Raw genomic sequence first — 4556 nt, 5'->3', positions numbered from 1 at the left:
GCAACGAAGTCCGGCAACGGGCTTCAAAAGACCTTGCAAACAATCTCAATCTGGCGATGGTTACTATTTATACTTTTCTTTTATTTTTCTGTTGTTTTGGTTGTTATAAAGGAGAAAAGCCCAGAAATAAGGGTTTTTTTCCGGCAACCGGCTCGGCAACGGGATAGCAACAGGGGATGCAACGGGCTGTCATTTTCAGAATGGAAGCTCCATCTGTTCTGTGACCTCCACAAAACCGTCCATCGTTTTTTCAGACGGGTTGCATAAGTCCGTTGCCGGGTTTTCACGCTCCCAGCCTTTTGTCTGCCATATTCGGGAAACATTCTTGGGTTCGGGAAGTACCGCCAGCCGGTAATGCACTGGTTCATAATCTCGTTGATTTCCCGGATTTCCCATTGCTTCGGCTCGTCAAAGACATGGTTCAAGGCTTCCTTGTAGAGTTGCTTGGAGCAGACCATGCTCCCGGTGTACTTATCAAGATACGCCTGTATCATCCCGGCTTTGGTGTCCTCCGGCATAAAATCCCGCTGGTGTTCTTTGAGATACCGCTGCATGGCAGGGCTGAAAGCCAGCTTGAACCTGCCGCTTCGGTAAATCTCCATCGCTTCCGCCCACATCTGCCCGATATAGGTTCTGGAAGCGGCTTCGTCCTCCAAAATGTGAACCTCCGCCTGCTCCGGGTATACCATGACCGGGATAAAACGGCGGTTGCCGGAACGGTCAAGGGGCAGGAAGTCAAGGGCATTGGAAGTGCCGCCAAACACGCATTGTCTGGAGCGGTCTGCCGGATGGGTTTCATAGGGTATCTTGTAAACCTCTTTCTGCCGACTTAAAAATGACTTGATTTCCTCAATGCTCTTGGCGTTGGCGGTTGCCATCATTTCCGACATTTCAATAATCCAGTGACCTTGCAGCTTGCGGTACACATTGTCATCGTCCAGCTTCCGCAAATCATCGGAGAACCACTCGTCCCGGACTGCCAGCAGCCGGAAGAAGGTGGACTTTCCAGCCCCCTGACCGCCTACCAGACAGAGCATGATTTCAAACTTGCACCCCGGCTGAAAGGCTCGTGAGATAGCACCCAGCAGGAACAGCTTCAACGCTTCATAGGTGTAATCGTCTGCGTCAGCCCCCAGAAAGTGCCGCAGGCAGAAGCGGATTCGTTCCTTCCCGTCCCACACAAGGGAACTCAAATAATCCCGGATGGGATGGTACTTGTTTTCATTCGCCACAATCCCGATGGCGTTATCAATCTTTTTCTCATTGGTAAGCCCGTAGGTTTCTTCCAGATAGAGAAGCAGATACTTCATATCCGTATCGTTTAAGGCGGTGCTTTCCCTGTGGAAGCCGATGGGCTTTATGATGTCCTTGCGGTCGGTCAGGATGTTGTATGCGATAGCCCCGGAAAGCAACGGGTCACGCTGAAATACGGTCAGGCAGTTCCGTATGCTCTGACGGACACCGCCTTTCTCGGTGGTTTCCAGCCCCGCCTTGATTTCCTCAACGCTCTGGGGCGGCTGCATGGCGTTCATGGTGTTTTTTAGTTCCTGCTGCGTCTGTGGCGGCAAGCTCTGCCATTCGCTTTTCAAGCTGTATCACATCCTTTCCGTAGTCCGTAATCAAAGCCGCTTTTTCCTCTGTCTCCCCGAACAGCAGCACATCCAGCAGATATTCCACATGGGCTTGCTTCTGTAAGGCTTCCACAAACCGGGGATGAAAGACTTCCTCCGGGGAATGCGGGGCGTAGTCCTTTCTCCATGCCCGGAGCAGATGGAGATAATCAGCAAGAATACGGAAGCAGCGGCTCTTTGCTTCCTGAAACTGTTCCTCCGGGGATTTCTGCCGAGGCTTGGGCTTTTTTGCCTTTCCCGGCGGCTTCCAGTCCTCATAGGAAAGCCCGAAGTCATTTGCTAGTTGTATGGCGGCTTCTTTCTTTCCCAGCCCATACAGGGCGGCGGCAAAATCAATCACATCCCCATCCGCACCGCAGCCGAAGCAGTGGTAACGCCGATCCAGCTTCATGCTTGGGGTTTTATCGTGATGGAACGGGCAGCAAGCCATCCCGTTCCGACCTATATGGATTCCATAATGCTCCGCAGCCTGTCTTGTTGTGACGGACTGCTTCACAGCTTCAAATAAATTCAAATCTATTCCTCCTTGAAAAAAAGAAAAGCACCTGACATTCTCAATCTGAAAATGGCAAGTGCCTGTTAAAGTTCCATATCCTGTTGTTTGTGTTTTGTCTGCACCGGGGCAGTTCTTTGTGCTTTTTTCTCGTCAGCCTTATCCTGCAAGACTTCTTTGATAGGCTGTTTCATGGGCGGCTCTTTGCTTTTTTCTGTGCCGGGGGTGGCTTTCCGTACCCAGTAGCGAATGTCCCGCAGCTTCTTCAAATCCTCCTGTACCTCGGTCAGCGGTGTTTTCAGGGCTGCAATTTCTTCCAGAAGCATTTCCTGCTCCTCTTGCAGCTCCTTTTGGGTACTGTCCTTATCGTCCGGGTGCTTGGCAAGGTAGGCGGCGGCTTTCTCATACCGGGCAACCTCCGGGTGTTCCTGTTTGAACGCTTCCTTTGTTTTCTTGAAAAATATCTTCTGGTACTTTTCATAGACGGGCTTACATTCCTTGCAGTCTGTCCGGCTGGCAAGAATCCCGTCAATCACTTTGCTTCGGGCTTCCTTTGGCTTCATCTGATTGCGGTAATCTGCGGCTGATTTCCCGGAAGATTCCAGAAATGCTTCTAAGTCCTCCACAGTGGAAAGCCCCTTTTTCCGGAGATAGGACAGGGCTTCGCTGACTGCCTTTAAGTCCTGTGAAGTCCCCCGGTTCTGTCCAGCCCTCGTCCAGTCCTTCCGTTCTTCCTTTCGTATCGCCATATACTTCATCAGCAGATTGGGAAGAAGTGTCGCTTCCTCCGCCGCTTCTTGTGCAAGCAGCTCTTTCCGTTTTTCGCCCAGCTCGGTAATCCAGCCTTTGAGGTTTTGGATGAGCTGACGGATAGACTTCATCAGGCGGTTGGCGGCTCTGATTTCCCGGTTCAGGTTTCCGATATTCGTCTGGATACCACGCTTTTCCATCTGCCGGACAGCAGCTCCCTCATGGACAGTAGGGACTATATCAAGCCCCTGTCTGGCATAGGAACGCAAGTCCACACGCTCTGGGCGGTCATTGGCTTCCAGATAGCGGTTCTGGATGACCTCCCATTCATGCCGCCAGATTTCACAATACTTCTGGTCGTTCCAGTCAACCGTATCCTCCTTGTGGCTTTTCCATCTGCCGGACGGAAGTTTGATCCGTTCCCCGTTTTCGTCAAGGTCATAAACCTTGCGGCTCTTTGGAAGCCATTTTCCATGTTCGTCCATTGCCCTCATAGTCAGCAGGACATGGGCGTGGGGATTGTGTCCCGGCGGATGGGGGTCATGGATGGCAAAGTCAGCAATCATGCCTTTTGAAACAAACTGCTGTTCACAAAACTCCCTGACAAGGACAGCGTACTGGTCGGGTGGTATCTCTCTTGGGATGGTAAGCATCCACCTCCTTGCAAGCTGGGAGTTCCATTGCTTTTCCACCGCTTCGGCGGCGTTCCATAAGGTATTGCGGTCTGCATACGACCGTGGGGCGTTTGCCGGGAGCAGGATTTCATTGTGGACGATACCACGCTTTTCCGGGTAGTGCTTTACTTGCTGGTCGTATTCACAGAACAGCTTTTCGCCGCTTTGGTAAGCAGCGGCGGCAACCGCAGACTGCCGCTGGCTGCGCTGAACAATCGTGATTTCGTTGTGTGGACAGGGCATTTCGTATCACTCCTTTCGGTAATTGGCGGATGGGGTGGCGTTTTACCACCTCATTTTGGGCAGAAAAAAAGCAGGAGACCTTTTTCAGATTTCCTGCTCGGTGTGCCACTGTGTATACGGCGGGTATTTAGTTGTAAAAGTTCGGGGCAAGTTGACCCGATGTGTGTAGAATAGCAAACTGGGATTTGTCTTACACTCCAAATATCGTTAATCGAATGAAATCAATAATAAAATGAACTCCTATTGCTAATGTCAACGAAGATTTTCGTTGAATAAAAGTAAGCACTATTCCAAAAACACTCATAAGTCCCAAATCAATAACATTCATTTCTATGCCTGCTGGAAAGTGCATTAAAACATGGGGCAGGATAAGGATTATATAGCAAAGAATATTTTGAAAATTTGAAAACACCTTACCTTTTCCCATATAAACACATACTGCAAATACTAAATATCTAAACAAAACTTCTTCTGGAATACTAGCAATTAAGCCGCCTACTATAGCATTAACTCTAAATGAAAAATCTATTGGATTAGTTTGTATCATCCATACAGTATTTAGCAATGTAAGGAAAATAGCAGGGAGTACCCCATATACTATAATTTCTTGTTTCGTTTTTGGTAATAAACTAATTTTGACATTAGATTTATCATATAATTGTTTGGGTACCCCATATACTATAATTTCTTGTTTCGTTTTTGGTAATAAACTAATTTTGACATTAGATTTATCATATAATTGTTTGGCTCCCATATATCCAAATA

At 48.8% G+C, this 4556-nt stretch carries 4 protein-coding genes and 1 pseudogene; 1 reads left to right on the top strand and 4 read right to left on the bottom strand.

Annotated elements, in window-relative coordinates; genetic code table 11:
* A partial coding sequence (locus DWZ16_RS17075) for a tweety protein (protein ID WP_412694365.1) occupies window positions 1-167 on the top strand: 167 nt, incomplete at its 5' end.
* Window positions 168-195: 28 nt separating this feature from the next.
* On the opposite strand, the pseudogene DWZ16_RS15050 reads toward DWZ16_RS17075, so the two are convergent.
* The 4 genes and pseudogenes from DWZ16_RS15050 to DWZ16_RS15035 all read right to left on the bottom strand — a co-directional run.
* Window positions 196-1532 (bottom strand): annotated as a pseudogene (locus tag DWZ16_RS15050) (virulence-associated E family protein).
* Entirely contained in the window at window positions 1501-2145 is a 645-nt protein-coding gene (locus tag DWZ16_RS15045) for a CHC2 zinc finger domain-containing protein (RefSeq protein ID WP_117907929.1), read from the bottom strand. The pseudogene DWZ16_RS15050 and the gene DWZ16_RS15045 overlap by 32 nt, the downstream one beginning before the upstream one ends.
* 65 nt (window positions 2146-2210) lie before the next feature.
* Complete coding sequence (gene mobQ, locus DWZ16_RS15040; protein WP_118523167.1) at window positions 2211-3791, bottom strand: MobQ family relaxase; 1581 nt, start codon at window positions 3789-3791, stop codon at window positions 2211-2213.
* 190 nt (window positions 3792-3981) lie between these two features.
* The coding region (locus tag DWZ16_RS15035) for a CPBP family intramembrane glutamic endopeptidase (RefSeq protein WP_147353440.1) at window positions 3982-4556 on the bottom strand (575 nt) is incomplete at its 5' end.

It is taken from the genome of Clostridium sp. AF29-8BH (assembly GCF_003478145.1).
Taxonomy (GTDB): Bacteria; Bacillota; Clostridia; order Lachnospirales; family Lachnospiraceae; genus Otoolea; species Otoolea fessa.
Note: the sequence above shows the minus strand (reverse complement) of the source record. Positions and strands in the feature narration are given on the sequence as shown.

Bases quoted from the DNA above. Each gene is read 5' to 3' on its own strand.
- mobQ (WP_118523167.1), bottom strand. From the start codon at position 3,791: ATGCCCTGTCCACACAACGAAATCACGATTGTTCAGCGCAGCCAGCGG.